The organism is Mesorhizobium sp. M1403 (assembly GCF_040317695.1).
Lineage (GTDB): Bacteria > Pseudomonadota > Alphaproteobacteria > Rhizobiales > Rhizobiaceae > Mesorhizobium.
Window position 1 is genome coordinate 182273 of sequence record NZ_JAMYKY010000003.1, and the last position, 26812, is coordinate 209084.

24 protein-coding genes and 1 tRNA gene are annotated in these 26812 nt (G+C 63.8%); 8 read left to right on the forward strand and 17 right to left on the reverse strand.

From position 1 onward, the window contains the following. Position 1: 1 nt before the first annotated feature. From NKH01_RS08550 to NKH01_RS08565, 4 genes are all read left to right on the forward strand, one after another. A complete protein-coding gene (locus tag NKH01_RS08550; protein WP_023719048.1) occupies positions 2 to 1174 on the forward strand; it encodes a glycosyltransferase family 4 protein in 1173 nt (390 codons plus the stop codon). A gap of 68 nt (positions 1175 to 1242) precedes the next feature. Beyond that, positions 1243 to 2793, forward strand: coding sequence for a cation:proton antiporter (locus NKH01_RS08555; RefSeq protein ID WP_352845555.1), 1551 nt, complete (start codon positions 1243 to 1245; stop codon positions 2791 to 2793). Positions 2794 to 2882: 89 nt separating this feature from the next. Continuing rightward, a complete protein-coding gene (locus NKH01_RS08560; RefSeq protein WP_353019923.1) occupies positions 2883 to 3797 on the forward strand; it encodes an endonuclease/exonuclease/phosphatase family protein in 915 nt (304 codons plus the stop codon). A gap of 7 nt (positions 3798 to 3804) precedes the next feature. Further along, on the forward strand, positions 3805 to 4650 hold the full coding sequence (locus NKH01_RS08565) for an EamA family transporter (RefSeq protein WP_023719051.1): 846 nt from the start codon (positions 3805 to 3807) through the stop codon (positions 4648 to 4650). Here NKH01_RS08565 and NKH01_RS08570 read toward each other — a convergent pair whose 3' ends face one another. The 13 genes from NKH01_RS08570 to NKH01_RS08630 form a co-directional block, all read right to left on the reverse strand. Beyond that, positions 4651 to 4962, reverse strand: coding sequence for a Dabb family protein (locus NKH01_RS08570; protein ID WP_353019924.1), 312 nt, complete (start codon positions 4960 to 4962; stop codon positions 4651 to 4653). Between the two features lie 10 nt (positions 4963 to 4972). Further along, the gene (locus tag NKH01_RS08575) at positions 4973 to 6601 is read right to left on the reverse strand and encodes a GMC family oxidoreductase (RefSeq protein ID WP_353019926.1); all 1629 of its coding nucleotides are present in this window, start codon (positions 6599 to 6601) and stop codon (positions 4973 to 4975) included. Between the two features lie 29 nt (positions 6602 to 6630). Next, complete coding sequence (locus NKH01_RS08580) at positions 6631 to 7392, reverse strand: 3-ketoacyl-ACP reductase (RefSeq protein ID WP_023719054.1); 762 nt, start codon at positions 7390 to 7392, stop codon at positions 6631 to 6633. Beyond that, a complete protein-coding gene (locus tag NKH01_RS08585) occupies positions 7389 to 8903 on the reverse strand; it encodes a GMC oxidoreductase (protein ID WP_353019928.1) in 1515 nt (504 codons plus the stop codon). Before NKH01_RS08585 ends, NKH01_RS08580 begins: the two co-directional genes overlap by 4 nt. A gap of 5 nt (positions 8904 to 8908) precedes the next feature. After that, on the reverse strand, positions 8909 to 10024 hold the full coding sequence (locus NKH01_RS08590) for an ABC transporter ATP-binding protein (protein ID WP_023719056.1): 1116 nt from the start codon (positions 10022 to 10024) through the stop codon (positions 8909 to 8911). 4 nt (positions 10025 to 10028) lie between these two features. Further along, positions 10029 to 10973: a carbohydrate ABC transporter permease gene (locus NKH01_RS08595; RefSeq protein WP_023719057.1), complete on the reverse strand. Its 945-nt coding sequence runs from the start codon at positions 10971 to 10973 to the stop codon at positions 10029 to 10031. Continuing rightward, positions 10970 to 11929: a carbohydrate ABC transporter permease gene (locus tag NKH01_RS08600; protein WP_353019930.1), complete on the reverse strand. Its 960-nt coding sequence runs from the start codon at positions 11927 to 11929 to the stop codon at positions 10970 to 10972. The genes NKH01_RS08595 and NKH01_RS08600 overlap by 4 nt, the downstream gene beginning before the upstream one ends. A 143-nt stretch (positions 11930 to 12072) precedes the next feature. Further along, a complete protein-coding gene (locus tag NKH01_RS08605) occupies positions 12073 to 13326 on the reverse strand; it encodes an ABC transporter substrate-binding protein (protein ID WP_031194023.1) in 1254 nt (417 codons plus the stop codon). A 60-nt stretch (positions 13327 to 13386) separates the two neighbouring features. Next, on the reverse strand, positions 13387 to 14898 hold the full coding sequence (locus tag NKH01_RS08610) for an aldehyde dehydrogenase family protein (RefSeq protein WP_353019931.1): 1512 nt from the start codon (positions 14896 to 14898) through the stop codon (positions 13387 to 13389). A 25-nt stretch (positions 14899 to 14923) separates the two neighbouring features. Further along, positions 14924 to 15700 (reverse strand): enoyl-CoA hydratase/isomerase family protein, encoded by a 777-nt coding sequence (locus NKH01_RS08615; RefSeq protein ID WP_352845567.1) that lies wholly within the window; start codon positions 15698 to 15700, stop codon positions 14924 to 14926. Continuing rightward, positions 15693 to 17294 carry an acyl CoA:acetate/3-ketoacid CoA transferase gene (locus NKH01_RS08620; protein ID WP_353019932.1) on the reverse strand — a complete coding sequence of 534 codons (1602 nt, stop codon included), beginning with the start codon at positions 17292 to 17294 and terminating at the stop codon, positions 15693 to 15695. The genes NKH01_RS08615 and NKH01_RS08620 overlap by 8 nt, the downstream gene beginning before the upstream one ends. Continuing rightward, positions 17291 to 18307 (reverse strand): Gfo/Idh/MocA family protein, encoded by a 1017-nt coding sequence (locus NKH01_RS08625; RefSeq protein ID WP_353019934.1) that lies wholly within the window; start codon positions 18305 to 18307, stop codon positions 17291 to 17293. The genes NKH01_RS08620 and NKH01_RS08625 overlap by 4 nt, the downstream gene beginning before the upstream one ends. Further along, positions 18304 to 19359 (reverse strand): LacI family DNA-binding transcriptional regulator, encoded by a 1056-nt coding sequence (locus NKH01_RS08630; RefSeq protein WP_353019935.1) that lies wholly within the window; start codon positions 19357 to 19359, stop codon positions 18304 to 18306. Before NKH01_RS08630 ends, NKH01_RS08625 begins: the two co-directional genes overlap by 4 nt. A 244-nt stretch (positions 19360 to 19603) precedes the next feature. Between NKH01_RS08630 and NKH01_RS08635 the strand changes: the two genes are divergently transcribed. Both NKH01_RS08635 and fcl read left to right on the forward strand, forming a co-directional pair. After that, positions 19604 to 20758 carry a dihydrodipicolinate synthase family protein gene (locus tag NKH01_RS08635; RefSeq protein WP_353019937.1) on the forward strand — a complete coding sequence of 385 codons (1155 nt, stop codon included), beginning with the start codon at positions 19604 to 19606 and terminating at the stop codon, positions 20756 to 20758. A gap of 162 nt (positions 20759 to 20920) precedes the next feature. Beyond that, positions 20921 to 21883: a GDP-L-fucose synthase gene (fcl, locus tag NKH01_RS08640; RefSeq protein ID WP_353019938.1), complete on the forward strand. Its 963-nt coding sequence runs from the start codon at positions 20921 to 20923 to the stop codon at positions 21881 to 21883. A 93-nt stretch (positions 21884 to 21976) separates the two neighbouring features. Here the strand turns inward: fcl and NKH01_RS08645 are convergent. Next, positions 21977 to 22051 (reverse strand) — tRNA-Val (locus NKH01_RS08645). Between the two features lie 104 nt (positions 22052 to 22155). After that, positions 22156 to 22518: a cell cycle two-component system response regulator CpdR gene (gene cpdR / locus NKH01_RS08650; protein ID WP_006199474.1), complete on the reverse strand. Its 363-nt coding sequence runs from the start codon at positions 22516 to 22518 to the stop codon at positions 22156 to 22158. Between the two features lie 153 nt (positions 22519 to 22671). On the opposite strand from cpdR, the gene NKH01_RS08655 reads away from it, so the two are divergent. Together NKH01_RS08655 and hisN are read left to right on the forward strand one after the other, a co-directional pair. Beyond that, the gene (locus NKH01_RS08655) at positions 22672 to 23613 is read left to right on the forward strand and encodes an N-formylglutamate amidohydrolase (protein ID WP_353019939.1); all 942 of its coding nucleotides are present in this window, start codon (positions 22672 to 22674) and stop codon (positions 23611 to 23613) included. 357 nt (positions 23614 to 23970) lie between these two features. Next, on the forward strand, positions 23971 to 24744 hold the full coding sequence (hisN, locus tag NKH01_RS08660; protein WP_352640187.1) for a histidinol-phosphatase: 774 nt from the start codon (positions 23971 to 23973) through the stop codon (positions 24742 to 24744). Between the two features lie 151 nt (positions 24745 to 24895). Here the strand turns inward: hisN and NKH01_RS08665 are convergent, their stop codons facing one another. Further along, a complete protein-coding gene (locus tag NKH01_RS08665; RefSeq protein ID WP_352815566.1) occupies positions 24896 to 25354 on the reverse strand; it encodes a styrene oxide isomerase in 459 nt (152 codons plus the stop codon). Positions 25355 to 25498: 144 nt separating this feature from the next. Next, entirely contained in the window at positions 25499 to 26473 is a 975-nt protein-coding gene (locus tag NKH01_RS08670) for an alpha/beta fold hydrolase (protein ID WP_352494701.1), read from the reverse strand. Between the last annotated feature and the right edge of the window lie 339 nt (positions 26474 to 26812).

Sequence of the window (26812 nt, forward strand, 5' to 3'; positions counted from 1 at the left end):
GATGATTACCGCGGGCTTCACGCTCATCGGCCGAGGCAACTGGTCAGGTGGGGAGACCTACCTGCGCAACATGCTCGGCGTTATTTCCAGCGAATTGGCCGGGAAGTTGCAGGCCAAGCTGTTCTTAACTCCGGCGCAGGCAGAAAAGATCGGCACATCGATGGATGCTTTCCTGGCCGCGCCGCCGATCGTCGATGCGAAGGTTGCTGATTTTGGCCGCGGTCGCAACGCCATCCGGGCGCTGGCCAGCGGCAGCGACGCCGATGCGGCACGGATACTAAGCCACGAAGGCGTCGACGTGGTGTTCGAGCCGGCGCAGTTCTACGGCAACCGTTTTCCGATTTCTGTCGTATCGTGGATTCCTGACTTCCAGCACCGACACTTGCCACACCTGTTCTCGCGCTCCATGTGGTGGCGTCGCGATTTGGGATACCGTCTGCAGACGTCCGGCAAACGCATCATCCTGTTGTCGAGCGATGACGCCAGGCGGGACTGCGAGACGTATTATCCCGCAGCACGCGGCAAGACGGCGGTCGTTCGGTTTGCAATCGATCTTGATCCGGCCCCGCATATAGCAAGGCAGGCGGAGGTGATCGCACGGTATGAACTGCCGCAGCGTTATTTCTACCTACCGAACCAGTTCTGGTCGCACAAGAACCATGGGCTTGTGATCAAAGCATTGGCGCACATATCGGCAAATGGCGGGCTTGATAAGGTTGCCCCCGTGATCTTGACCGGGCGAACCGAAGACCCGCGCAATCCCCGACATTTCGACCAGTTGCTGGCTAGCGCCAGGGAGGCCGGCGTGTCGGGTCATTTCCGTCATCTGGGCCTTGTGCCTTACGAGGATGTGTTCGGCCTCAACGCTGCTTCCGATGCTCTCATCAATCCTTCGCTGTTCGAGGGCTGGTCAACCACGGTCGAGGAAGCCAAGGCGCTCGGCACACGGATGCTCCTCTCGGATATCAGCCTTCATCGGGAGCAGGCGCCAAACGCGACGTTCTTTCCGGTCGACGATGCCGTGGCGTTAGCGTCCGCCATGGTCACCATGTCTCAGGGACCGGCGCGAACGCATGAAAAGGCCGAAAAGCTGCGTGCCGATCATGCGGCGCGTCGCCAGATGTATGCGGACGCGCTTCTTGGAGCATTCCAGCGCGCCGCCGCAGTTCGCTGACCGCCCTCAGTCATGATCGAACCGTCCAGGCCCCTGCCGTCGGTCGCTTTTCACGGTTATAACTGGGCATGGCGCTTTTTGAACTGACCCTTGTTCTTCTCCTGGCCGCGGTCGCCCTGACGGCGTTGTCACGGCGTCTGCAGATTCCCTATCCTTCGTTGCTGGCGCTGGCCGGCGCCGGCATAGCCTTCCTGCCGTTTGCACCGACCATCGAGATCGACCCGGAGCTGGCGCTCGCTCTGTTCATCGCGCCGGTGCTGCTCGACGCGGCCTATGACACGTCGCTGCGCGATCTCAACCGCTACAAGGTTTCGCTCATCCTGCTGGCGCTCGGCGCCGTCATCTTTACCACCGTGACCGTGGCATTTGTCGGTTGGACGATGGCAGGCCTGCCCATTGCCGCGGCCATAGCACTTGGGGCGATCGTGGCGCCGCCCGATGCCGTCGCAGCCGCGGCCGTGCTCGGACAGTTCAAGGTGCCGCACCGCATCACCGCCATCCTGGAAGGCGAGAGCCTGCTCAACGATGCCACCGCGCTGCTGATCTACAGGATGTCGGTTTCCGCAGCCGCCGGCTCCATCCTGTTGAGCAGTGCCGTACCAATGATCCTGCTGTCGACGGTCGGCAGCCTTGCCGCAGGCTACGTGCTCGGCCGGTTGTCTCTCGCGATACTCGGCCGCATCGACGACCCGGCGAGCGGCACCGTGGTGCAATTCGCCTCAACGTTCGGCGTCTGGATCCTGGCCGACAGGATAGGGCTTTCCGCCATCATCACGATCGTCGTCTATGCCATGACGATCGCACGTACGTCGCCGCGCCGCATGCCGGCAAGGAATCGTGTCAGTTCCTACTCGGTCTGGGAGACGGCGGTGTTCGTGCTCAATGTCTTGGCCTTCGTTCTGATGGGACTTCAGGCACGGTTGATCGTCGGCCGCCTTGCTGAGCAGGGGCAGGTCGAAGCATTCATCTTCGCCGCAGCCGTGCTGGCTGTCGTCATCGTCTCGCGGCTGGTCTGGGTGCTGGGCTGTGGCGCGATCCTCAGAAGGCTGGCACGTCTGGGCGATGAGGACAGGCGGAGAGACGCTCCGACATTTCGCGGCGGCGTGCTCATCGGCTGGTGCGGCATGCGCGGCCTGGTGACGCTTGCGGCAGCCTTCGCCTTGCCGGCCGATTTTCCCGGCCGCGACCCGATCGTGCTCGCCGCTTTCACTGTCGTGCTCGGCACGCTGGTGCTGCAAGGCGTCAGCCTGAAGCCGTTGCTGCTTCTGCTCAATTTCGACCCCGACCAGACCGTCGACCGGGAGGTCGCGCAGGCGCGCGTCGCCATCATGCAGGCGGCGCTGGACGTGCTGAGCGGCAAGACATCGAGTGCGGCAGGGGCGGTGCGAGAGCAATATGCGGCGCAGCGCGCCATCGCCGAAAACCCGGAGGATGCCCAGGCCGCGACCGAGTATGACAGATTGCGTCTTTATGCCATCAAGAGCCAGCGCGATGCGCTGGAGCGTTTGCGCATCGACGGAACGATCGGCGACGAAGCCTACCACCGCCTTGAGGAAGAAATCGACTGGTCGGAACTGGCAGCATCCCCGCCCGGTCGGTTCCAGCCGCTGACCACTTAGCATCTGGCCCAAGCTCCCTCCGCCCGGCTGCACATTGCAAGGCTGTCAGCGAACGGCTACTGCCAGCAGGAAACTGAGCCGGATAAGCAATGAAGCTGGTCAGCTACAACATCCAGTACGGCTTCGGCAGCGATGGCCGCTACGATCTGGCGCGCTGCGCCAAGGTCGTTGCCGGCGCCGACATCATCGCCTTGCAGGAAGTGGAGCGGCACTGGTTGCGCAGCAACGAGGACGACCAGCCGGAACTTCTTTCGCAATTGCTGCCCGACTACCATTGGGTCTATGGCCCGGCCTTCGACATGGATGCCAGCCGACGGCGTGAAGGCCGCATCGTCAACCGGCGGCGGCAATTCGGCACCATGCTTCTGTCGAAGCTGCCGATCGCCTGGTCGCGGCTGCACACGCTGCCGCTCAGGCGCACGCTGCGTCCGCTCAACACCCGCAATGCCGCACTCGAGTGCATGATCCGCACCCCTGCCGGCCCGGTGCGGGTGCTGTCGCTGCATCTGGCGCATATCGCGGCCGAGGAGCGGCTGGAGCAGATCGACTATTTGCTCGCCGAGCATCGCCGGGCGCCGTCCGAGGGCGGGCCATGGAGCGGCGCCGATGACGAGCCGGCGCGCAACTGGAGCAATGGCGAACAGGAGCCGGAAAACCCGCTGGCGGCGATCTGGATGGGCGACTTCAACATGGAGCCGGGCAGCGCCGAGTACCGCCGCATCGCCGGCAGCGCGCCCTATCATCGCGGTGCCGCCTATCTCGACGGTTTTGTCGATGCTGCCGCCGTCGCCATTGAACCGACGGCGGATTTCCACACCCATGTGAAGACCATCGACGGCAGAGTGGCAAAGCGCCGGCTCGACCATTGCTTCGTCGGCGGGATGTTTGCCGGGCGCGTGCGCTCGGTCAACGCCGATATCGGCCAAATCGCCTCCGACCATTTTCCGCTCTGGGTCGATATCGACATGGAAACGCCGGTAGCCACCGGGATCGGCGGCGGATGAGCCGCCGATGAGCCTGTTTGTCTTTTTCGCGGTGCTTGCCGCTGCGGCCATGCATGCGATCTGGAACGCGCTGGTCAAGGTCCATCTCGACCGTTTCCTGTCGATTACGCTGATGACGGCCGGCATGGGTGCCGCCGCGCTGGTGACGTTGCCTTTCGTCGAGGTGCCGAAGCCGGAAGTGTGGCCATACATCCTCGCCTCGGTTGTCTTCCACATGGGCTACAGGACGTTCCTGATCGGTGCCTACAAGGCCGGCGATTTCGCCCAGACCTATCCGCTGGCGCGCGGCACCGCGCCGCTATTGGCTGCTTTGGGGGGCATTGTGGTTGTGGCCGAGATGCCGGCGCCGCTCGCTATCGTCGGCATCGTCTTGTTGTCGGCGGGCACGCTGGTGCTGTCGTTTCGCGGCGGCGCGCATCTGGAGAAGTTGAACCTGCGCGCCGTCGGCTTCGCGCTGGGCACATCGATCTTCATCGCCAGCTATACGCTGTCGGACGGCAGCGGCGCGCGGCTCGCCGCCACCGCGTCGAGTTATGCGGCCTGGCTGTTCGTCTGCGACGCGCTGTGGGCGCTGGTGCTGTGCGTCGTCTTTCGCGGCCCACGGGCGCTGCCGGTGCTGGCGCGCGACTGGAAGGCGGGAATCTATACCGGCGTGCTCAGCGGCGGCGCCTACTGGATCGTGATGTGGGCGATGACCAAGGCGCCGATCGCCTCGGTGGCGTCGCTGCGCGAAACATCGATCCTGTTCGCCATGATGATCTCGGTGTTCGCGCTCGGCGAGAAGATGACGGCATGGCGAGGTGCTGCGGTGCTTAGCATCGTCGCCGGCGTCGTTGCGCTGAGACTGGGATAGTCACGCGATCTCCAGGTCGCACACTATCAGCCCGTCCGTGCCACCTTCGAGCGCCGCGACCAGTCTCGCGCCGGCTCGCTGGTGCGCTTCATGCTCCAGATAGTCATCGCGTGCCGCCGCATCGCGAAAGTCGATGGTGAAGCCGTGCGTGAAGCCGCGGGCGAAGGGTTCTGGGCTGGTGTTGGCGCTGAACTCGACCTTGCCCATGCCGTCGATCACCGGCCGCAACGCTTCGAGATCGCCATGGATTGCCGCGCGCTCGGCGGTGGCGACATCGTTGCGGAATCTGACGAAAACACAGTGCCTGATCATTCTTTGTCCCTCATGCCGCTCGGTTGGTGGAAAACACCGCCGGCGGCAGCGGCTCCCGGCCAAGGATCAGATCGGCGCCCTTTTCGCCTACCATGATCGTCGGCGCGTTGGTGTTGGAGGAGGGGATGCGCGGCATCACCGAGGCGTCGCAGACGCGCAGGCCCTCGATGCCGCGCAGCTTGAGATCGGGCGTTACCACGCTCATCGCATCGTGGCCCATGCGGCAGGTGCCGACCGGGTGGTGGTCGGTCTTGGAACTGCGGCAGGCGTAGTCGAACAGTTCGTCGCCGGTCTGCAGGTCGGGTCCCAGTAGTACCTCGCGCAGCACGTAGGGCTGCAGCGCCTTCTGCCGCATGATCTCGCGCGCCAGCCTCAGCCCCTTGATCGACATGTCGCGGTCATAGGGATCGGACCAATAGTTCGGATCGATCAGCGGGCGGTCGGCCGGGTCGGCACTGTTCAGCCGCACCGTGCCGCGCGAGCGCGGGCGCAGGAAGGCCGAGTTCAGTGTCACGCCCGGATTGTTCAGCTTCTCGACGCCGGCCTCGATGCCGGAGCCGAGGCCGAGATGCAGCTGGATATCGGGAGAGGCGGCGGTCGGATCGGCGTACCAGAAGCCGCCGGTCTCGAACAGGCTGGAGGCCACGGGGCCCTTCTTCAGGAGAAGATACTGCAGGCCGGCCCACGCCGTCCAGTGCAGCTTGGCGTAGTTGTCATAGGTGTGGTTGCCGGTGCATTCGGCGATGACGAATAGGTCGAGATGATCCTGCAGATTGGAGCCGACGCCGGGCAAATCGTGCACCGGCGTCACGCCGACCGCCTTCAGATGGTCGGCCGGGCCGATGCCCGACTGCATCAGAAGCTTCGGCGAGCCGATGGCGCCGGACGAGACGATCACCTCGCGTTCGGCGTGCAGGATCGTTGGCTGGCCGCCCGGCTTGTCGACGATCTCGACGCCGACAGCGCGGCCTTTGTCGACGACGATGCGTGTCACCAGAACGCCGGTCCTGATGGTGAGATTCTTGCGCTCGCGGATCGGCCTGAGATAGGCGACCGAGGCGGAGGAGCGTTTTGCGTCCTTCTGCGTCAATTGGTAGTAGCCGACGCCCTCCTGGCTGGCGCCGTTGAAGTCGGGATTAAAGGGAATGCCCATCTCTTGTCCGGCACGGAAATAGGCCTCGCAGATCGGCAGCGGCGCGATCGGGTTCGATACGCCGAGCGGGCCCTGGTCGCCGTGAAAATCGTTGGCATAGCGCTGGTTGTTCTCGGCGCGCTTGAAATAGGGCAGCACGTCGCGATAGCCCCAACCGGCAAGGCCTTCTTCCTTCTCCCAGGCATCGTAGTCGCGGGCGTTGCCGCGCGTGTAGATCTGGGCGTTGATCGAAGAGCCGCCGCCGATCACCTTGGCCTGCGTGTACCGGAAGACGCGATCGTTCATGTACTTTTGCGGCACCGTCGACCAGCCCCAGGCGGCGATGCCCTTGGTCATCTTGGCAAAACCGGCCGGCATGTGGATCAAGGGATGCCAGTCCTTGCCGCCGGCTTCGAGCAGCAGCACCTGATGCGACGGATCTTCGCTCAGCCGATTGGCGAGTACGCAGCCGGCCGGGCCGGCGCCGACAATTATGTAGTCAGTCATGGGATGTAGTCGATCATGGCGTCACCTGTTCATAGCCTCGGCACGGACAGCGCGCCGTCGACATTGATGACCGAGCCGGTCGAAAAGCCGAGCTTGCCCCCGGCGAGCGCCGCCACGGCGGCACCGATATCCTTGCTCTCGCCCCAGCGCATTGCCGGCACCAGGCCGCCGTCGATCAATCCGTCATATTTGGCGGTGACACCCGCGGTCATGTCGGTGCGGATGATGCCCGGCCGCACTTCGAACACGGCGATGTTTTCGGCGGCAAGCCGCAGCGCCAGGTTCTTCACCCACATCGAAAGCCCGGCCTTGGAAATGCAGTAATCGGAGCGTTCCGGCGAGGCCATGGCGGCACTGACCGAAGTGATGGTGATGATCGACCTCGCACCATCGCTCGGCAGGTCGAGCATCGCTTTGGCAACGGCCTGGCTGAGGAATACGGTGCCGCGCAGATTGATGCTGAGCACCCGGTCGAAATTTTCCGGCTTGAGTTCAAGCAGGTCGCCGCGCAGGACGGTGCCGATGCCAGCATTGTTGACCAGGCAGTCGATGCGGCCGAAGGCGCTTGTCGCGGCATCGATCAGCGCTGCATGGTCGTCGAGGTCGGCGATGTCGCCGCTGACATAGGCGAACTTCGCGCCGCGCCCGGTGATGTCGGCGGCGAGCCCGTCGGCGGCTTCGTTGGCAAGGTCGGCGACGAGGATGTCGAAGCCGGCGCTGGCCAGCGCCTCGGCGCAGGCAAGGCCGATGCCGCGCGCGCCGCCGGTGACGATCGCTGCCGGGCGGCTCATGTTGCGAGCTCCGTCTTGCGGATGTGGTCGGCGACGCGCAGCGCCTGTGCGGCGATCGACAGCGCCGGATTGACGGCGGCCGAATTCGGCAGGAAGCCGGCATCGACGACGAACAAATTGCTGTGGTCGAAGGAGCGGCAGAATGGGTCGAGCGGCGAGGTCGCCGGGTCATTGCCCATCTTCACCGTGCCGCACTGGTGCGAGGGCGTGCGCTTGTCGAACGGCCGCGACAGGACGATCGGATAGCCGCAGGCGCGGAAATTCTCGCGCATCACCTTGGTCAGCCCGTCGAGCGATTGCATGTTGGAGCGCCGCCACTGCATGATGATGTCCTTGCCGTCGACCATGATGCGGCTCTCGGGATCGGGCAGGTCCTCGCACATCAGATACCAGTCGACGGCGCGGCCGGCCATGAAATCGAGCGCGAATTTGGGCGCGCGCCTGACATTGGCCTTGAGGATGTTGCCGTCGATCTTGCCGAGGAGTTGGACATTGCCGAGCGGCTTGCCGCCCTTGCCGTCGGACAGATAATAGTCGTTCAGCATCAGCGTCTTCTGGTAGACGGATTTGTTCCGGCGGCGCGGATCGATCGCCAGCATGGCGCTCGAATTGTGGTTCATGAAGTTGCGGCCGACCTGGTCGGAGCGGTTGGCCAGGCCTTTGCCGCCGCCTTTGCCGTTGGGGGAAGGCGAACGCAGCAGGATGGCGGCGGAATTGACCGCGCCGGCCGACAGGATGACCAGCTTCGGCGCGACGCTCTTCAGCGTACCGTTCTGTCGATAATGGACGGCGGCGATCGTCCTGGCGTCCGGCGATGCTTCGAGATGTTCGACATGCGCGCCGGTCTCGAGCTTGATGTTCTGGTCGGCAAGGGCCGACGCCAGCGGCCCCGTTTGCGCGTCGACCTTGCCGGCGCCGGTGTTGGGAAACGCATCCCACGGCGTGCTGCCGTCTTTCAGCCAGGCTTCGATGTCGACGCCGAGCGGCAGCGATGCCGGATGCAGGCCCAGGCTCTTCAACTCGGCGCGCGCACGCGCGATAGGCGGCTCGTCGGGTACCGGGCCGAAAGGGTAGGGCGTCGAGTGGAACGGCTCGGTCGGGTCTTCGCCGAGCGCACCACGCACGCGAAAAAGCTGCTCGGCCCTGGAATACCAGGGTTCGAATTCCTCATAGGAAAACGGCCAGGCCGGCGAGATGCCGCCATAGTGCTCCATCTCCGAAAAGTCTTGCCTGCGGTAGCGGATCAGCACCGCGCCGTAGAATTTCGAATTGCCGCCGACATAGTAGTAATTGCCGGGGTTGAACGCGGCACCCCCGGCCTCGAGCCACATCTCCTTCGGCCGGTAGTGGCCATCGACGAAGATGGCGCGGGTGTCGCGTGTATGCGGCGTCGCCGGCAGCGGTTCGCCGCGCTCCAGCATCAGGATCGAGGCGCCACCGCCGGCAAGGCCGGAAGCGATCGTGGCGCCGCCTATGCCGGAGCCGATGATGACGATATCTGGATTTGTCATGGCCGTCAGACGATGCGTCTCTCGGTCGCCGGATCGAAGAACACCGCCTTGGTCAGGTTGAAGGCGAGCGGCGTGACCGTGCCGGGCTGGATGTTGGCGTCGGCGCGCAGCCGCGCCACCACCGCCTTGCCGCCGAGATTGGTGACCGCGAACGTATCCGAGCCGGCCGGCTCGATGACCTCGATGTGACAGTCGGCGCGGGCGATGTTCGAGGCGTTGCGTTCGGCCCCTTCGGGATCGGTCAGTGCTTCCGGGCGGACGCCGAAGATGATCGGTTTTCCCTGGAACGCCGACAGGCCGGCCGGCGCATTGGCCAGCGGCAGCGAGATCGGCTGGCGCGCCTCGCGCTCCATGACGACGGAGAAGCCGCTGCCGTTGCTGCCGATCGTCGCCGGGATCAGGTTCATCGCCGGCGAGCCCATGAAGTCAGCAACAAACAGGTTGACCGGATTGTTATAGATTTCGGCCGGCGTACCGAACTGCTGCACCTCGCCGTCGCGCATCACCGCGATCTTGGTGGCCAGCGTCATCGCCTCGATCTGGTCGTGCGTGACGTAGACGATGGTGGTGCCGGTGGTGGCGTGCAGGCGCTTGATCTCGATGCGCATGTCGACGCGCAGCTTGGCGTCGAGGTTGGACAAAGGCTCGTCGAACAGGAACAGCTTTGGATCGCGCACCAGTGCCCGGCCCATGGCGACGCGCTGGCGCTGGCCGCCGGAAAGCTGGCTTGGCTTGCGCTTCAGCAAATGGCCGATCTGCAGGACCTTCGCCACCTTGTCGATGGCCTTCTGGCGCTCGTCGGCCGGCACGCCGCGCATCTCCATGCCGAAGGCGATATTGCCGGCGACCGTCATGTTCGGATAGAGCGCGTAGCTCTGGAAGACCATCGCGATGTCGCGCTTGGAGGGGTGGAGATCGTTGATCGTGCGTCCGTCGACGCGGATTTCGCCTTCGGTGATGGTCTCCAGGCCGGCAATGGTGTTGAGCAGCGTGGACTTGCCGCAACCGGAGGGCCCGACCAGCACGAGGAAGCCGCCCTTTTCGAGGTCGAGATCGATGCCTTTCAGGATCTCGACCGCTCCGAAACGCTTCTTCAACCCGTCAATTTCCAGAAAAGCCATGCGATTATCCTTTGACGGCGCCGGCCATCAGGCCGCGCACGAAATAGCGGCCGGCGAGCACATAGACGAGGAGCGTCGGCAGCGCGGCGATCATCGCCGCCGCCATGTTGACGTTGTATTCGACGACGCCGGTCGAGGTGTTGACGACGTTGTTCAGCGCCACGGTCATCGGCATCACGTCGCCGGAGCCGGCATAGGCGGAGGCAAAGAGGAAGTCGTTCCAGATATTGGTGAACTGGTAGATCACCGTCACCACGATGATCGGCAGCGAGTTGGGCAGCATGATGCGCCGGAAGATCTGGAAGAAGCTGGCGCCGTCGATCTGCGCCGCCTTCACCAATTCATTCGGAAACGCTTCGTAGTAATTGCGGAAGAACAGGGTGGTGAAGCCGATGCCGTAGACGACGTGGACGAACACCAGGTTCACCGTCGGATTGCCGAAGCCGAAGGTGAGGCCGGTCGCGTTCTGCAGCTTGACGCCGAACCGGCCGAAGCTGCCGAGGATCGTTGCCATCGGCAAGAGAACCGATTGGAACGGGATGAAGCAGGCAAACAGCATCAGCCCGAACACCAGCGTCGCCCCGCGAAAGCGCCACTTCGTCAGCACATAGCCGTTGAGCGCGCCGAGCAGGGTCGAGATGACGACCGCTGGAACCACCATCTTGATCGAGTTCCAGAAATAACCCTTCATGCCGACGCAGGTGAGACCCGAGCAGACCTCGCTCCACGCCCTTATCCAGGGTGCGAAAGTCGGCGCTTGCGGCAGCGCCAGCATGTTGCCGTTCTGGATTTCGTCCATGGTCTTGAACGAGGTCACCAGCATGACGAATAGCGGCATCAGGTAGAACAGCGCGAACAGCGCCAGCAGCCCGTAGATGACGATGCGGTTGACCGTCCTGGCGCGGATACCGCCAGTGTTCTGGCGAGCAGGAGTGGCCACGGCGCTCATCGCGGCTTCTCCCGGAGCTCGGAATAGAGATAGGGAACGATGATCGCGGTGATGGTCATCAGCATGATCACGGCGCTGGCCGAGCCGACGGCCATTTCGTTGCGCTTGAAGGTGTACTCATACATGAAGTTCGACGGCAGCCAGGCCGAGCCGCCCGGCCCGCCGCTGGTCAGCGCGACGACCAGATCGTAGGACTTGATGGCGAGATGCGCGAGCACGATCAACGCCGAAAGGAAGATCGGCCGCAGCAGCGGAATGACGATGCGGCGGTAGAGCTGGAAGGTGGTGGCGCCGTCGATCTGCGCCGCCTTCATGATCTCGCCGTCGATCCCGCGCAGGCCGGCCAGGAACATCGCCATGATAAAGCCCGAAGCCTGCCAGACGCCGGCGATGACCACCGTGTAGATGACGAAATCCTTGTTCTTGATCCAGTCGAAATGGAAGCTCGTCCAGCCCCACTGGTGCAACGTCTGCTCGAGGCCGAGGCCGGGGTCGAGAAACCATTTCCAGGCAACGCCGGTGACGATGAAGGACAGTGCCATGGGGTAGAGATAGATCGGCCGCAACATGCCTTCGCCGCGGATCTTCTGATCAAGCAGGATCGCCAGGAACAGGCCGAGTGCCAGGCAGATGGAAATATAGAGGAAGCCGAAAATCCCCATATTGGTGATCGACGTGTACCAGCTGGACGGCGGATCGCTTTCGAAGGTCCAGCGCCATAGCCGCTGATAGGCGCGTGGCCCGGTGATGGCGTAGGAGGGAAAGGTCTTGGAGTTGGTGAAGGACAGATAGATCGTCCACAGGATGAAGCCGTAGACGAAGACGACGGTGGCGGCAAAGCTTGGCGCTAGCACGAGCTTCGGCAGCGCGTCCTGAAGGCGCGAGCGCACCGAGGCGCCCGGACGGGCATCGTGCTCCGGCGTCAGCGTGATACTGGTTTCAGCAACTGTACTCATCTGTCCATTCCGTATGGCGGGTCCGGAATTCGGCTGTCGCGGGCTCTGCGGCACGAAAGCGTGCCGGTCGGCGCAACCGCAAAACCTCGCCGCAGGGGATCTCCCCGGCTTGCGCCGGGGAGATCATTCACATCGGCGGTGCCTTACTTGGCGTCTTCGATCGCGCTGACCAGTTGGGTCACGGCCTCGTCCGAGGTCTTGATCTGGCCGTGCACGAACTTCGAGACGACATCCTTGTAGGCGTTGGCAACCGCCGGAGGCGCGCCATAGCCTTGCGCCAGCGAACCGAACAGCGTGCCGCCTTCATTGGCGGCCTTCAAATCGGCCATGCCCTTCTTGCCGCAAGCGTCGAAATCGGTGTCCGGCACGTCGGTGCGGGCCGGAACAGAGCCCTTGACGACGTTGAAGGCCGACTGGAAGCTCTTCGACAGAGTGGCGGTGGCCAGGGCGATCTGGGCGGCCTTGCGGTCCTCCGGAACGTTGAACATGCCGAACATGTCGGAGTTGTAGACGACGCTGCCATCGGTGCCGGGGAAGCGGTAGCAAAGGAAGTCGGTGCCGGGGACCTTCTTGGCGGCGTTGAATTCGCCCTTGGCCCAGTCACCCATCACCTGCACCAACGCATCGCCCTTGATGACCATGGCGGTGGCGAGGTTCCAGTCCCGGCCCGAGAAGTTCGGGTCGACATAGGTGACGAGCTTGGCGAGATTGTCGAACGACTTCTTCATCGTGTCGGACTTCAGCGACTCCTCGTCGAGGTCGTTGAAGGCCTTCTTGTAGAACTCGGGCCCGCCGGTCGACAGCACGACCGAGTCGAACATGGTGGCTTCCTGCCAATTCTGGCCGCCCAGCGCGAGCGGGATGACGCCCGCCGCCTTGGCTTTGTCGAGCAGCGCGATGAAGTCGTCGAAGGTCTTGGGCTCGGTGCCGCCGATCTTGTCCATCACCGCCTTGTTGATCCACAGCCAGTTGACCGAGTGGACGTTGACCGGGGCCGCGACCCACTTGCCGTCATAGACCGAGAATTTCTGCAGGGCCGCGGGAACGGACTTGTCCCAGCCTTCCTTTATCGCCGTCTCGGTCAGGTCGCCCATGACGCCGGCTGCGGCGTAGTCGAGCACGGTATAGCCAAGCATCTGCGAGGCGGTCGGGTAGTTGCCGGCCGCCACCATCGCCTTCAGCGCGGTCATGGCGGCGTCGCCGCCGCCGCCGGCCACCGGCACGTCCTTCCAGGCAAAGCCTTCCTTGGCCAGATCCTGCTTGAGCACGTTCAGAGCGGCAGCTTCGCCGCCCGACGTCCACCAATGCAGCATCTGGACTTCCTTGACGTCCTCGGCATGGGCCGCGAACGCAACGCCCGACGCGAGTGCCGTCCCGATAAGCAGTTTGCGCAACATGTACTTCCTCCCTTGTTGAACTTACAACGACCGGCGGATGGCCACCGGGTTCTTCCCAACTCAGCCGACCCACCATCCGGTGCGCTGGCCGCGATGAAACTGGATTGTCTTTTCCTCGGTATAATCCTCGACGGCGCGCTTGCCGAGTTCGCGTCCCAAACCGGACTGCTTGTAGCCGCCGAAAGGCAGTTCGGGGTAACCCTCCATGAACGTGTTCACCCAAACGGTTCCCGAACGCACATTCCGCGCCACCGACATGCAGGTATCGATGCTGGCGCTCCACACGCCCGCCGACAGACCATAGGGCGTGTTGTTGGCGATGTGCAACGCCCTTTCAATCGATTCAAAAGTCAGCACCGAGAGCACCGGACCGAACACTTCCTCGCGCGCAATGGCCATGTCTTCGGTGACGTCGCGAATGATGGTCGGGTCGAGATACTGGCCGGCGCTGGAAGCAAGTTGCTTGCCGCCAGTATAAATCCGGCTGCCGTCGTTTTCCGCTGCCGTCACGTAGCCGGTGACCTTGGCCACATGGTCGGCGGAGATCATCGCGCCAACCTTGGTGCGGTCGTCGAGCGGGTCGCCGACAACCACCTTGGCGGTGAGGGCTTTGACGGCGCCGAGGAACTCGTCGGCGATCGCCTCATGGACGATCAGCCGGCTGCCGGCATTGCAACATTCGCCGGCATTGAAGAAGCCGCCGAATACCGCCGCGTCGGCGGCGGCCTCGAGGTCGGCGTCGGGAAAGACGATCTGGCCGTTCTTGCCGCCGAGCTCCATCGAGACTTTCTTCAGCGAGTTGGCGGCAGACGCCATGGTCATCTTGCCGACGCGGGTGGAGCCGGTGAACGACACCATTTCGACCAGCGGATGGCTGACCATCGGTGCGCCGACATCGGCGCCCAGCCCGGCAAGGATGTTGACGACGCCATCGGGCAAGCCGGCCTGCATCAGGATCTCGCCGAGCACGAAGGTCGAGGCCGAGGTCATCTCGCTCGGCTTGACCACCGCCGTGCAGCCGGCGGCGAGCGCGAAGGGCAGTTTCTGGCTGACGATAAGGAACGGGAAATTCCACGGCGTGATGATCGAGACGACGCCGATCGGTTCGCGCAGCACGACACCGAGCATGGCATCGCCGAGATTGGCGTAGCTTTCGCCGTGAAGCGTGCGGGCGAGTGCCGCAGCATAGCGCCAGATGTCGATGGCGCCGCCGATCTCGCCGCGCGCCTGGGCAATCGGCTTGCCTGATTCCAGCGCGTCGAGCCGGGCAATCTCGTCCAGCCGCGCCTCGATCAGGTCAGCAGCCTTGAGCAGGATCGCGGCGCGCTCGGCGGCTTTCATGCGGGTCCACGGGCCGGTCTCGAAGGCCTTGTGCGCGGCCTGTACCGCCGCCTCGACCTCCGCCGCGCCGGCTTGCGCATAGCGCGAAACGGTGAAGCCGTGGCCGGGGCTGCTGCGCTCCAGCGTGCGGCCGTCCTGGGCATCGACGAACTTGCCGTCGATCAGCAGCCGGTAGCTTTTCGGCGCTGCGGCTGCCTCGGCGGGCATAGTGATGTTAAGAGGCGCGTTCATGTGATTTCCAGGTTCCGCTCGCATTCTATGATCTTGAAAACGCCGGTTTCTGCTTGGCTTTGAAAGCCTCGACGCCGGCCCTGAGATCGCTCGTCAGCGCAACGAAGCCGCTGGCCAGCGCTTCGGTCGCGGCGGCACTCTCTTCGCCTTCGGCGATGGCAATCATCAGCTTGGCGGCTTCGGTTGCCAGCGGCCCGCGCTCGGCGATCTTGCCGGCCCAGGCCTTGGCGTCCGCGAACGCCTTGCCGGTCTCGACCGCCCGGTCGACAATCCCCCACGCCATCGCATCGGTTGCCAGAAACACCTCGCCGCCAAGCGCCATCCGCCGCACCGCCTGTGCACCGAAGCGGCGCACGGCGCGCTGTGTGCCGGACCAGCCGGGAACGACGCCGATCGAGGTCTCGGGGAAACCCAGCTTCACCTGTGTTTCTGCCACGCGGAAGTCGCATGCAGCCGCCAGTTCCAGCCCACCGCCCAGCGCATGGCCGGCAAGCACGGCGATCGTCGGCTGCCGCAGCCGCGCCAGCCGGTCGAAGACGCGGTGGCCGTAGCGCACCCATTGCACCTGGAAGTCGACAGCGCTCATTTCTGCCCATGCTTCGACATCGCCGCCGGCGCAAAAGCCCTTGCCTTCGCCGCAGACCAGCACGACGCGGACGCCATCCGCCGCCTCGGCCTCGTCGAGTGCTGCTTCCAGCGCCCGCAGCATCGGAATGTCGAGCGCGTTGAATTTCTCCGGCCGACGCAGCGTGACAATGCCGATGGCGCCGTCAGTTTCAAAGGTTACTAGACGCTCAGCCATGTGCGCCCCCAAGCGAGGCGCCGCTATTAAGCAACAGGCCGATCGGTCGGTCGTGGTAGAGCGCGTCCGGCGTCACTTTGAGGTCGTTGGCGACAGCAAGCGGGATCTCGGCCTGCGCCAGCACATCGCGTTCAAGGTCGATGCCCGGCGCCAGCTCGGTGACCATCAGCCCTGCCGGCGTCAGCTTCATCACGCAGCGCTCGGTGATGTAGGTGATGTCCTGCCCTTGGGCGACGGCACGCTTGCCCGAGAAGGAGATGTGCTCGACCTCGCCGACGACTTTCTTGACCTTGCCCTCCTGGTCGATGCGGATGCCGCCATCGGCCAATGAGAGTTTGGCACCGGCATTGAAGAAACCGGAAAAGACGATCTTCTTCGCCCGCGCGGTGATGTCGACGAAGCCGCCGGCGCCGGCGGTGACATGCGGCCGCGCCGAAAGCTTCGAGACATTGACAGAGCCGTGGCGGTCGATCTGCAGGAAGGACAGCAGCGAGGCGTCGAAGCCGCCAGCCTGAAAATAGATGAACTGGTGCGGCGAGGGCATGAAAGCGTCGGCGTTCGACGAGCAGCCGAACTTGAAGTCGAGCAGCGGCACGCCGCCAACCGCGCCCTGTTCGATGACCCAGGTGACCTTGCCGTGCTGGCCTTCCTCGAGCAGGATGCGCGGCACATTGGCCGAGATGCCGAAGCCGATATTGACGGCCATGCCGTCGGCAAGCTCCATGGCGACGCGGCGGGCAATGATCTTCTGGACGTTCATTTCAGCGTTGCGAAAGCTCGACAGTGGCCGGAAGATCTCGCCGGAGATGGCCGGATCGTAGGGCGTCAGCGTCGTCTGCAACTGGTCGGGCGCCACCACGATATGATCGACCAGCACGCCGGGCACACGCACATCGTGCGGCTTCAGCGTGCCGTTCTCGACGACGCGCTTGACCTGCGCGATGACGATGCCGCCATTGTTGCGAGCGGCCAGCGCCTGTTCGAGGCCGCCGAGATAGGCGCCTTCATGCTCATAGGTGAGGTTGCCGCGCTCGTCGGCGGTGGTGGCGCGGATGATCGCGACCTGCGGCACGATCGAGCGGAAATAGAGCCACTCCTCGCCATCGAACTGCTGCACGGAAACGATCGGCTCGCTGGCGGCGGCATTCATGGCGCAGCCTTGGTGGCGCGGGTCGGCGAAGGTGTCGAGCCCGACCTTGGTCAGCACCCCGGGGCGCTTGGCGGCGGCCTCGCGATGCATGTCGAACAGGATGCCGGACGGCACGTTATAGGCGGCGACCGAATTGTCGCCGATCATCTTCCAGATCTGCGGCGGTTCGGACGAGGACGGCCCGGATGGATAGGAGCCGCACAAAGTGCGCTTCAACAAGCCGGGCTTGGCGAGATGATCAATGCCCTTGATGCCGTACATGTCGCCGGCGGCGATCGGGTGCAGCGTCGTGATATCCTTGGGATGCCCATCCGCGTCGAAGCGCTCGCCGATGGCGGCCAGCACCGCGTCCGGACAGCCGAGGCCGCTCGACGACGACACGGAAACGACCATGCCATCCCTGATCAGGCCGGCAGCCTCAGTCGCGGAGACGAGCTTGCTCACCCAGCGCTCCCGAGCTTCGGGTCGATGGCAACGGCCTTGCCGGACCTGGCCGACTGCAATGCCGCTTCGGCCGCGGTCAGCGACCAGACGCCGTCCTCGCCGGTGGCGGAAGGCTGGCCCTCGCCGCGGATCGCCGCGTGGAATTGGCGCAGCGAACGGGCATAGAGGTCTTCGCGATCGAAGCTCAATTCCTCCTCGCCCTGTGCCGTTCGCAGCAACACAGAGCCGACTGGCTTCTGCGTCATCACGTCCCTGCCGATCAGCGAGCCTTCGGTGCCATGCACCTCGAAGCCGGTCCCGGCGAACTTGGTGGTGAAGCCCTCATGCGACTGGGCGATGACGCCCGATGCGAAGCGCCAGAGGCACATGGCGCCGTCTTCCAGCCCGCCGGCGGCCATGCCGGCCGATTGTGTGAAGGCCGAGATCCCGACTGGATCGTCGCCAAGCACGAACCGCAGCGTATCGGCATCGTGGACGGTGATGTCGAGCACCACGCCGCCGCCGGCGTCCGGCCTGGTGATGCGCCAGCCCTGCAGGTTTTCCGGAAGATAGACAGAGTGGAAGACGCGCGCGGCGATCGGCCTGCCGATGCGGCCGGCAGCGATCGCTGCGCGCATCGCCCGATGCGAGCCGGCATTGCGCAAATGGTGATTGGTGCCGAGCACGACGCCGGCGGCCCTGGCCGCCGCGACCATCTTGCGGGCGTCGGCGCTGGTCAGCGCCAGCGGCTTTTCGCACAGCACATGTTTTCCCGCCTTGATGGCGGCGAGTGCCTGTTCGAGATGCAATTCGTTGGTGGTCGAGATGTAGACGGCGTCGATATCGGATTTGAGCAGGGTGTCGAGCGTCGAGACCGCCGCCGGAATGCGGTTTTCGCTGGCGTAGGGGGCGGCGCGCTCCGGGCTGGAGCTCATCACCGCGGCGATCTCGCCGTCCGGCTGCGCGCGGATGGCGCCGATCATGAATTGCCTTGCGATCGTGCTGGCGCCGATCAATCCCCATCGGACGGTCATGCCGCGTCTCCCATTCCCGCACGCCGAGTTCCATCGCGATCGGGGCCGCAGCTTTCCCTGACCACGAGGTTGACGGCGCCGATATGATCCTCGGCGCGCGTGGTGCGCGACTGGATCATCTTCAGCACGACATGGGCGGCGCGCTCGCCGAGCCCGGCGGTGTTCACCGAGACGCTGGTTAGCGCCGGCATATAGTGCTCGGCCTCGGCGACGTCGTCGAAGCCGACGACGGCAAAATCCACACCGGGTTCCAGGCCACGCTTGCGCAGCGCCAGCAAGACGCCGAAGGCGACGGCATCGTTGAAGCAAAGCGCCGCGGTCGGCGGCGCGGCCATGGCGAGCGCGGTTTCTAGGCAGGCTATGCCGCCCTTGCGGCTGGTTTCGCCCTCGAAGACCAGCCTGTCGGCCGGTGCGATGCCGAGCGCTTCACAGGCCGCGCGAAAGCCGCCCAGCCGCTCGTGGTAGACGACAAGGTCGGACGAGCCGCCGAAGAAGGCCAGCCGGCGATGGCCCTTGCCGATCAGATGGGCGGTAGCAAGATAGGCGCCGCGATGATTGTCGGGCGTGATCACCGGAATGCGGCTTTCGGGAAGCCGGCGCATGACGAAGACGACCGGAACGCCCGCGGTCTCAAGCCGGCGGAAGGCGCCAGGCGCGGTGCCGCGCGCCGGCGACACGACGAGCCCGGCGACACCTTGCTCCATGAGCGATTTCAGCACCTCTTCCTGGCGCACCGGGCTCTCTGCCGTGTTGGCGATGAAAGGCACGATGCCGGCCGACTGGAAGACGCGCTCCATGCCGACCGCCATCTCGGCGAAAAACGGATTGGTAAGATCGTTGATGACCATGCCGATGACGTTGGAATGGGCCTTGCGCAGATTGGCGGCGCCGCGGTTGTAGACATAGCCGACATCCTCGATCGCCTTGCGCACCTTCAGCGCGGTTTCAGGCCGGATCAGCCCGCTGCCTTGCAGCACCAGCGATACCGTCGATTTGGACACGCCCGCCTCACGGGCGATGTCGAGTATCGTTGCCTTGGCCCGGCTGGCCATCCAGATCTGTCCTCCCGGTGGTTTCTTAAGCGGTTTTATTGGAACGATCTAATCTCTGCGGGGCATTTGAGTCAATCGTGTTTTTGCGAACCCGAGAAAAGTGCGGCTCAGTGGGCGCAATTGCTCAGCAAGCACGGCTTTCACCTGCTGCGATGCAGCAATTTGAGCTGCGCTAGGCAGGGCGGCAAAGTATCTTGATTTATTGGAACGTTCCATTTAATAGGCGCTGGGAAGGGAGAGAGCCATGGACATCACCTTGCCCGGGGAAGGCGGCGGCCGCATCCTCTACCGGCTTATCGGCCAGCCGGTGCAGCCTGTGGCCGGCGCGCGGTTCTCGCGTATCGCCTACGCCGCGGCCCATGTCGTCGCCGATCCCTTCGCCATGACCAATCCATGGTCGAGGCCCGCGGTCGACTGGGACAAGACGATGGCGTTTCGCCATCACCTTTGGCGGCTCGGCTTCCGTGTCGCCGAAGCGATGGACACCTCGCAGCGCGGCATGGGTTTCGATTGGGCAAATGCCAGGGAATTAATCCGCTGCTCGATTATCGAGGCACGGAACGTCGAGGGCGCCGCTCTCGCGTCAGGCGCCGGCACCGACCATCTGGCGCCGGGAGCCGCGAGCACGCTCGGCGATGTCATCGCGGCCTATGAAGAGCAGTTCGACTTCATCGAAGGGCTTGGCGGCAAAGCGATCATGATGGCCAGCCGCGCGCTGGCGGCGATCGCCAAAGGCCCCGACGACTATATCGGCGTCTACGACCGAATCCTGTCCCAGGCCTCCGGCAAGGTCATCCTGCACTGGCTGGGCGACATGTTCGATCCGGCGCTGAAAGGCTATTGGGGCAGTAAGGATTTCGAAACCGCGCTCGACACGGTGGTCGCGATCATCGAACGCCATGCCGGCAAGGTCGAGGGCATAAAGATATCGCTGCTCGATGCCGGCAAGGAAATCGCGCTCCGAAACCGGCTGCCCAAGGGCGTGGTGATGTTCACCGGCGACGACTTCAATTACCCCGAGCTGATCGCCGGCGACGGCGACAGACATTCGCACGCGCTGCTCGGCATTTTCGATGCGATCGCGCCGGTCGCCAATGCAGCGCTGGCAAAGCTGGCCGACGGCGACCGCGCCGGCTACGATGCGCTGATGGCGCCGACAGTGCCGCTGTCGCGCAAAATCTTCGAGGCGCCGACCGAATATTACAAGGCCGGCATCGTCTTCATGGCATGGGTGAACGGCCACCAGGAGCATTTTTCGATGGTCGGCGGCATGCAATCGGCGCGCGGCATCCGTCACTATTCCGATGTCTTTCGCCTTGCCGACCAGGCAGGGTTGCTGGCCGACCCCGAGCGTGCCATTGCCAGAATGACAAGCCTCTGCGCGGTAGCGGGCGTCTGATCGCGAGTGCTACAGCGTCCGATCCAAAGGTTGCTTCGGGTGGCTTTGCGATTTGCCTTGTCTGGGCAAATCTGTATGCGGTATGCGTCCGGCAACAGAGAAGCCGATCCGGCGCTCCGCCGGCCAACTGGCATAGCTGCCGTTCTGCATTGGGGTGAGCTGATGACCTTCGACCTTCAGGGCAAGCGCGTTTTCGTGGCCGGACATCGCGGCATGGTCGGCTCGGCCATCCTGCGCAGATTGGCCGACGAAGATTGCGAGGTCCTGACCGCCTCGCGCGCCGAGCTCGATCTTCTCGACCAGGCCGGCGTGCGGCGCTGGATGGCCGACCGCAAGCCGGATGCAGTGGTGATGGCGGCGGCCAAGGTCGGCGGTATCCTGGCCAACAACAGGCTTCCGGTCGATTTTCTGCAAGACAACCTCGTCATGCAGAACAATGTCATCGACAGCGCCTTCCGTAACGAGGTGCAGAAGCTGCTGTTTCTCGGTTCGTCCTGCATCTATCCCAAATTCGCGGCGCAGCCGATCTCCGAAGACGCCTTGCTGACCGGGCCGCTCGAACCCACCAACGAATGGTATGCGATCGCCAAGATCGCCGGGCTGAAACTGTGCCAGGCTTACCGGCGTCAGCACGGTGTCGACTACATCTCGGCGATGCCGACCAATCTCTACGGCCCGGGCGACAATTTCGATCTCAATTCCAGCCATGTCGTGCCGGCCCTGATGCGCAAGGCGCACGAGGCCAGGCGCGCCGGCCGCAAGACCCTGGAGGTGTGGGGATCGGGCACGCCGATGCGCGAGTTCCTGCATGTCGACGACGCCGCCGACGCTCTGGTCTGGCTGCTGAAGAATTATTCGGGCGACAGCCACATCAATGTCGGTTCGGGTGAGGACATCACCATTGCCGATCTTGCCCGCACCATCGTGTCGGTCGCCGGCGCCGATGCCGCGATAACGTTCGATGCGACGAAGCCGGACGGTACGCCGCGCAAGCTGATGGACGTGTCGCGCCTGTTCGCCACCGGCTGGCGCCCGCGCTATTCGCTGCGCAGCGGATTGGAACAGACCTATGCGTGGTTTCTAGAGCACGTCGAGATCGGCGATCTCCGCCTCGGCGCTGCCTGAGGGTGGTACTGGCGAGCTCGGCATCATGCCTGGATGAGGCCGGGAACGCCGCGCCGATGAAAATATCGGCGGCCAATTGAGGGATTGTCTGGATGGTGGGCGTGACAGGGATTGAACCTGTGACCCCTGCAATGTCAATGCAGTGCTCTCCCGCTGAGCTACACGCCCATCCGAAGCCGCGCATACACCATTTTTGGTTCTGCACGTCAATAGCGGGAAAAGGGAAAGAATGGCTGGCTTGCCGGGCCGGTCAGGACGGGACAAAAAGCGCGTCAGGCGGCCTGCAGCATCTTTTCGACTTCGTTGACGAGGTCGCGCAGGTGGAACGGCTTCGACAGCACCTTGGCGTCTTTCGGCGCCTTCGAATCGGGGTTCAGCGCGACGGCGGCGAAGCCGGTTATGAACATCACCTTGAGGTCGGGGTCGATCTCGGTGGCGCGGCGGGCGAGTTCGATGCCATCCATCTCCGGCATGACGATGTCGGTCAAAAGCAGCGAAAAAGGTTCCTCGCGCAACCGCTCATAGGCGCTGGCACCATTGTCGAAATCGCTGACCTGATAGCCGGCGCGCTCCAGCGCCTTGACGAGGAACCGGCGCATGTCGTCGTCGTCTTCCGCCAGCAGAATGCGTGCCATCTTGTCCCGTCCGAATCACCCAACCGACAATGCCGTGCGGCAAGCCCGTTAACCATGCTGTATATGAGGAGGTGACGGTAAACATCAAGTGAACGTTGGGCGCACAATCCTGATTTGGCTAGCGCTTCGGCGGCTGGACATGCGGGCGGCGAGGTGGCACTTTCCTGTCATGATGCATTGGTATTTCCGGGTTCGTTCAAATTGAAAACGGCAGCCGAGGATTTTTCGGTCGTTCCACCCTTCGAAATCCGATCGGGCGCCGAACCGCGCGTTCCCTTCCTCTTCAACTCGCCGCATAGCGGCCGCTACTATCCGGACCGGTTCATGGCGATGGCCAAGCTGGACCGCAACGCCATCCGCCGCTCCGAGGACTGCTATGTCGAGGAATTGTTCGGCGGTGCCGTCGCGCTCGGGGCGCCGATGCTGGCGGCAAACTTCCCGCGCGCCTATCTCGACGTCAACCGGGAGCCGTGGGAACTCGACCCTCGCATGTTCGCCGAACCGGTGCCGTCCTTCTGCAACATCCGCTCGGCGCGGGTGGCCGGCGGGCTCGGTACCGTGCCCAAGCTGGTAGGCGAGGGGCTCGACATCTATTCCGGCCGCTTGCCGCTGGCCGAAGCCGTGGCGCGCATCGAAGCGGTCTACAAACCCTATCACGAGACGCTGAAACGGCTTTTGACCAGAACCCATGCGCGCTTCGGTTATGCCGTGCTAATAGACTGCCACTCGATGCCGGCAAGCATAAGAGTTGGCGACAGCGGATTGCGGCCGGATTTCATCGTCGGCGACCGGTTCGGCATCTCCGCCGCGGCGGCGTTGACCGAGACGGCGATCGGCCTGCTCACCGGCATGGGCTACAGCGTCGCCCACAACAAGCCCTATGCCGGAGGCTTCATCACGGAGCACTATGGCCGCCCGGTGCGCCATCTGCATGCGCTGCAGATCGAGGTCAATCGCGGGCTCTACATGAATGAGCGGACGTTCCAGAGATCAGCTGGTTTCGACGCATTGGCCGACGACCTGGCGCGGTTTTCGGCCGAGTTGATGGCAATGCCGGATCATCATTTCGTCGATCTGCCGCTGGCCGCCGAATAGCGGCCGGATCGCGGCATTCGCCGCTCATGTGGCAGCGTAAAAAGCGTAAAAAAAGACCGCATCGTTTGCACGACACGGTCGAAGTCTAGGGAGGAAACGCCCAAGGAGGGCATGGACAGGAACCCCTGTCCGAGAACAAACGTATTGTGCGCTGCACAAATGTCAAGGCACGTTCCGGCTTTTTTAATTCACTGTGAAGTGGAAATTGCATTTCCATGATGACTGCGTTGCATTCGAGCAACAGTTGGCGTCGTGCGAAAGGCTCCGAATGCCCTTGTTTCGGTACAAAACGCCCTTGTTTCGGCACAAATCCGTAGGCAAACCGGCATCTCAAACATGCTGGAGCGGGAGAATCAGTTGGACATCAGCATCGATTTCATGCGGCGCATTGCGCGTGCCGCCGCAGCCGAGACCTTGCCGCGCTTCCGCAGCCAGGGGGCGGTCGCCAACAAGGAGCACGGCAGCTTCGACCCGGTCACGGAGGCCGACCGTGAGGCCGAGCGCGCGATCCGGGCGCTGATATCAGCGCAATACCCCGATCACGGCATTCTCGGCGAGGAGCATGGCAGCGAAAACATCTCCAGCCGGCATGTCTGGGTGATCGATCCGATCGACGGCACACGCGCCTTCATTTCCGGCCTGCCGGTGTGGGGCACGCTGGTCGGGCTGACGGTCGACGGCGATGCCGTCGCCGGCCTGATGTCGCAGCCCTTCACCGGCGAGCTGTTCTACGCCAACGCTTCCGGCTCGCATTATGAAGGTCCCGGTGGCCCGCGAAGACTCACGACGCGCAAGACCACGAACCTCGCCGAGGCGACGCTGTTCACCACCACGCCGGCGCTGTTCAAGGGAGACGCGCGCTTGCGCTACGACTTGTTCGAGCAACAGGTCCAGCTCGCCCGCTACGGCACCGACTGCTATGCCTTCGCCATGGTGGCGGCAGGCAGCGTCGATATCGTCGCCGATCCGGGATTGAAGCCCTACGACATCGTTGCGCTTATCCCGATCATCGAGAAGGCAGGCGGCGTCGTCACCACTTTCGAGGGCGGACCGGCGGAAAAGGGCGGCGACATCCTGGCGGCGGCGACGCCGGAGCTGCACGCAGCAGCGATGGCGGCGCTGCGCGGCTGAGGATCCGTATACCCAAGCGTCTGTTTTGCGCAAATCCGACGGAAACCGTGGTACGGTTCTAAAGCGCGTCGGGTTTGAATCGACTCATGGGAGACGCGCTCGTTTGGATGTCGTTATCGCAAAACCGCTGCGCACTTTTGCGGGACATGCATTAGCTATCGGCAGGCCAAGCGTCCGAGAGACGCAGGCCCCACAAAATGAGCACGAAAGAGATGAGGCCGGTCGGCGCAGACGAATACGCCACGCCTTTGATGACTGTTTCCTGAAAGGCACTTCCGTGGAAGGCTCCGGCCGCCAACGGCATTGTCTCGTTGCCGGCCCCCCAGGCGCTGGCGATCACGTAGGCGGCCAGGATCGCCAAAGCCGAATAGATCAGGAGCCAGAACGCAATCCGCGACATCGCCGCGCCGAGATTGAGCCTAGACCATGCGAGGCCTAGCGCCAGCAACAGAACGCCCTCCAGGGCGCTGAGCGTGTGCGCGGACAGTCCGAGCCGCGGTGCGGCGAGGTACGGTATTGCAAACCCTTCGAATGACGAAAACAGCAGCAGCGCGACGCCAATCTGCAGTAGCCGATGCCCCTGACGTGACAGCGTGTTCGATGCGTTCATGGTCGTTTTTCTCCCGGTCTCTGCCGAATTGCCTCCAATCTCTTTGGCCGCTACCTAGCGCTCGATGCCTGAACGGGAATAAGGGGCAAGCTGCGCCGGGCAAGCAACCCGCGCAGGCTTTGTTGCCGGGCGCTGGCGAAGCGGTTAAACAGCGTCGCCGGTTCCTGGGATGAAAGCATCGAATGCCGCAAGCAGTTGCTCGCGATAGAGGTCGGCCTCCTGCAGGATCTCGTGGCGAGCGCCGTCGATCATCACTAGCGAGCCGACGCGCAGACGTCTTGCATAGGCTTCGACTGCCCTGGTCGAGACGACCTGGTCGGCGCCGGCGGCGATCATCAGCAAGGGCACCTGGATCTTGGCCATGAAATCCGGGTCGCTGACGATCAAGGACGCCTCCGTGGCCGCCTTCAGCCAGCAGATCGTCGGTCCGCCGAGCGCCAGCTGCGGATAGGTTTCGTAGATCAGCGTGTTGCGCCGATAGCGTTCCGGGTCGCTGGTCAGCTTGTTTATGGCGAAGGGCACCGATTCCTTCGGCCGCGGCCCCCATGCGGCATAGAGCCGGCCAAGGCCGAGAAGGCAGAACAGCGAACAGATGCCGCGAACGGTTTTTACCGAAACCGGGAGGTCAGGCACGGTGAAGAATGGTGCGATCAGCACCATGCGACGTACGCGGTTCGCCATTGAGGGTGCGGCGAGCAGCGCAATCACCGCCCCGGCCGAATGGGCCAGTATGTAGTAGGGTCCCCGGCAATCGGGCAGCACGATCTCTTCGAAGAACTGCTCGAGATCGCCGGTATAGTCGAAAAAGCTTCGGACGTAGCCGCGCTGGCGATCGCCGATCATCCGGTCGGAAGCGCCTTGGCCGCGCCAGTCGAGGGTCGCCACGCCAAAACCCCGGTCGGCAAGGTTGCGAATGGTCTCGAAATACTTCTCGATGCACTCGTTGCGGCCGGTCAGGACGACGACGGTGCCCTTCATCGGGCGGGCAACCGCGGCAAACAGCCCATAGCGGATCTTCTTGCCGTCGCGCGTGGTGAAGAAGCCGCCGGCCGCGTTTTCCGGCAGCGGATTGCCTGGAGTTTCGTAGAACAGGGAGGGCTGGGGGAACAGATCGGTCATACGGTGTTTGCTTGGCGTCGGTGACGGCGTGGGCGCAAGTCAGGCATAAACGCCCATGCGCCAAAAGCAAAGGAATTCGGGACGCCGGGGACGTCGACCCAGGCAGCGAACAAGTAAGGCCGGAAGCAGCCTAGGGCGTGCTTCCGGCCTCTGTCGACCCGGGAGGAAGGGACGTTACACCCGGTTCGGCCTCGTCGTGTCGCCTTCTCAGGCGACCTGTTTCTGATCTCGAGAACAGTTTTAATGCCGTCTGGCTGAACGCTCGCCGAAGCCACGGTTCATCTGCCGTTCATCGGCATCGGGACGTGATCAGGGGCCGATGCGGTTCGGACGCGGGCA

Excerpts from the sequence above, each read along its gene's own strand:
- NKH01_RS08550 (WP_023719048.1), top strand. The coding sequence starts at position 2 with ATGATTACCGCGGGCTTCACGCTCATCGGCCGAGGCAACTGGTCAGGT.
- NKH01_RS08555 (WP_352845555.1), top strand. The coding sequence starts at position 1,243 with ATGGCGCTTTTTGAACTGACCCTTGTTCTTCTCCTGGCCGCGGTCGCC.
- NKH01_RS08560 (WP_353019923.1), top strand. The coding sequence starts at position 2,883 with ATGAAGCTGGTCAGCTACAACATCCAGTACGGCTTCGGCAGCGATGGC.
- NKH01_RS08565 (WP_023719051.1), top strand. The coding sequence starts at position 3,805 with ATGAGCCTGTTTGTCTTTTTCGCGGTGCTTGCCGCTGCGGCCATGCAT.
- NKH01_RS08570 (WP_353019924.1), bottom strand. The coding sequence starts at position 4,962 with ATGATCAGGCACTGTGTTTTCGTCAGATTCCGCAACGATGTCGCCACC.
- NKH01_RS08575 (WP_353019926.1), bottom strand. The coding sequence starts at position 6,601 with ATGACTGACTACATAATTGTCGGCGCCGGCCCGGCCGGCTGCGTACTC.
- NKH01_RS08580 (WP_023719054.1), bottom strand. The coding sequence starts at position 7,392 with ATGAGCCGCCCGGCAGCGATCGTCACCGGCGGCGCGCGCGGCATCGGC.
- NKH01_RS08585 (WP_353019928.1), bottom strand. The coding sequence starts at position 8,903 with ATGACAAATCCAGATATCGTCATCATCGGCTCCGGCATAGGCGGCGCC.
- NKH01_RS08590 (WP_023719056.1), bottom strand. The coding sequence starts at position 10,024 with ATGGCTTTTCTGGAAATTGACGGGTTGAAGAAGCGTTTCGGAGCGGTC.
- NKH01_RS08595 (WP_023719057.1), bottom strand. The coding sequence starts at position 10,973 with ATGAGCGCCGTGGCCACTCCTGCTCGCCAGAACACTGGCGGTATCCGC.
- NKH01_RS08600 (WP_353019930.1), bottom strand. The coding sequence starts at position 11,929 with ATGAGTACAGTTGCTGAAACCAGTATCACGCTGACGCCGGAGCACGAT.
- NKH01_RS08605 (WP_031194023.1), bottom strand. The coding sequence starts at position 13,326 with ATGTTGCGCAAACTGCTTATCGGGACGGCACTCGCGTCGGGCGTTGCG.
- NKH01_RS08610 (WP_353019931.1), bottom strand. The coding sequence starts at position 14,898 with ATGAACGCGCCTCTTAACATCACTATGCCCGCCGAGGCAGCCGCAGCG.
- NKH01_RS08615 (WP_352845567.1), bottom strand. The coding sequence starts at position 15,700 with ATGGCTGAGCGTCTAGTAACCTTTGAAACTGACGGCGCCATCGGCATT.
- NKH01_RS08625 (WP_353019934.1), bottom strand. The coding sequence starts at position 18,307 with ATGACCGTCCGATGGGGATTGATCGGCGCCAGCACGATCGCAAGGCAA.
- NKH01_RS08630 (WP_353019935.1), bottom strand. The coding sequence starts at position 19,359 with ATGGCCAGCCGGGCCAAGGCAACGATACTCGACATCGCCCGTGAGGCG.
- NKH01_RS08635 (WP_353019937.1), top strand. The coding sequence starts at position 19,604 with ATGGACATCACCTTGCCCGGGGAAGGCGGCGGCCGCATCCTCTACCGG.
- fcl (WP_353019938.1), top strand. The coding sequence starts at position 20,921 with ATGACCTTCGACCTTCAGGGCAAGCGCGTTTTCGTGGCCGGACATCGC.
- cpdR (WP_006199474.1), bottom strand. The coding sequence starts at position 22,518 with ATGGCACGCATTCTGCTGGCGGAAGACGACGACGACATGCGCCGGTTC.
- NKH01_RS08665 (WP_352815566.1), bottom strand. The coding sequence starts at position 25,354 with ATGAACGCATCGAACACGCTGTCACGTCAGGGGCATCGGCTACTGCAG.
- NKH01_RS08670 (WP_352494701.1), bottom strand. The coding sequence starts at position 26,473 with ATGACCGATCTGTTCCCCCAGCCCTCCCTGTTCTACGAAACTCCAGGC.